This window comes from Desulfovulcanus ferrireducens, from assembly GCF_018704065.1.
GTDB classification, from domain to species: domain Bacteria; phylum Desulfobacterota; class Desulfovibrionia; order Desulfovibrionales; family Desulfonatronovibrionaceae; genus Desulfovulcanus; species Desulfovulcanus ferrireducens.
Genome location: NZ_JAGUQP010000059.1, coordinates 1 through 1,456, shown reverse-complemented (window position 1 = coordinate 1,456; position 1,456 = coordinate 1). Strand labels below are relative to the sequence as shown.

The 1,456-nt window shown below is 35.2% G+C and carries 1 protein-coding gene; it reads right to left on the bottom strand.

The genetic code is table 11. The annotated features are described in order from the left end of the window. Window positions 1-13: 13 nt before the first annotated feature. Window positions 14-1,165 (bottom strand): IS4 family transposase, encoded by a 1,152-nt coding sequence (locus KFV02_RS11380; protein WP_252381669.1) that lies wholly within the window; start codon window positions 1,163-1,165, stop codon window positions 14-16. Window positions 1,166-1,456 lie beyond the last annotated feature (291 nt).

The window sequence follows — 1,456 nt, the reverse complement described above, 5'->3', positions numbered from 1 at the left end:
CACTAGTGTCCGGTTAAAAATATTTCAATAAAGGCAATAAGTTAGGCGATTTGTTTCGTTGTTCATTTTGTTCATGTATAAATAAGGCGACCATACTACAGTTTGTAAATAAATTTAATTGGATAATTTGAATCATTGCCTGAAGGCTATAAGAAATTTTAGAGGTGAACTTCAGGTATGATAATAAAAGATAGGCAATAAGGGCCACAAAAATTTGGCTAAACACAGCATTTTCTGAACGACCGATAAAGCTCTTGATCCTTAAATTTTGTTTAATCCACTTGAAAAATAGCTCTATTTGCCAGCGCTCTTTGTAAATATCAGCAATTTCCTTGGCAGATAAGGTGAAGTTGTTGGTGAGAAAATAGTAAAATTTTTTGGTCTTGAGATCCCTATAGCCGATCTTTCGTAAAATATATGTACCCTTTTTAGATTGTACCTCTATAAAATGATCTGAACTAACACCTTCTGATCTTTGACTTTTTTCAAGAGGCACATGTTCAATAGTTGAAAACTTGGCATTCTTTTTCAGTCTGGTTACAAAATAGACCTTTTCTTTGGTAAGCCTATAAAACCAGCTATAGTCATTATAACCCCGATCAAAAACGACTATGGACCCTGGTTCAAAGGATAGCTTTTTGGCTATCTGAATATCATGGATTTTAGCTTTAGTTATCTGGACATCAGCAGGAAGATAAGCATCATGACTTAGCAATACATGAAGTTTAATTCCGCTTTTGGAAGTACGAAAGTCTGCCCACCTGAACAGGCTTTTAGTCATATTGATGGTTGAAGAGTCAAGACTAAACAGTTTGTGAAACTGTTTGTTTTTAGGCTGCACCGAAGAACACCTCTGGCAAAGTTCTTTAAATAACTCTGCAAAAAATTGATAAGGTCTTTTGTTATTGGCATCAGAGAATGTTGACCTGGCCACAGGTTTTACGCCTAGGTGATATAAGCTATTAAATGAGGAATTCATGTTTCGGATACAAGCTCTAAGACTCTTTCTTTCTGTTATTTGAAAATAAAGTAGATACACGAACTGTTCCCACAGACTAAACTTTCTGGGCTCTCGCTTGGGGCCATAAGCATTGGCAATTTTGGAAAAAATTTGCCTGGGCATAAGGGATAGAAATTGGTTAAAAACTAAGTTATAAAAGGCCATTGCGCAAAACCTCCTGTAATTTTAGGTTTTTGGTCAAAATAACCTTTATCACAACAGGTTGGTTTTGCGCAATAAAACAAAAAATCTTTCATTTCCTATCCCTTCTCTAAAAGGCCAATAAGCCCACTAAAAATGTCCTAGAAACCCTGTTTTTAGTTGAAAATGACTTTTGAGGTGGCTTTTTGTAGTCAATTTTTTAGAAACAAGTCCCCCTCAATCTAGATCACTTAAATTTGCTTGATAACTCTATCTTATCTGCTCTTTTGGTTAAATTTAAACCGGACACTAGTG

Coding starts and splice junctions, on each gene's coding strand:
- KFV02_RS11380 (WP_252381669.1), bottom strand. CDS start 1,165: ATGGCCTTTTATAACTTAGTTTTTAACCAATTTCTATCCCTTATGCCC.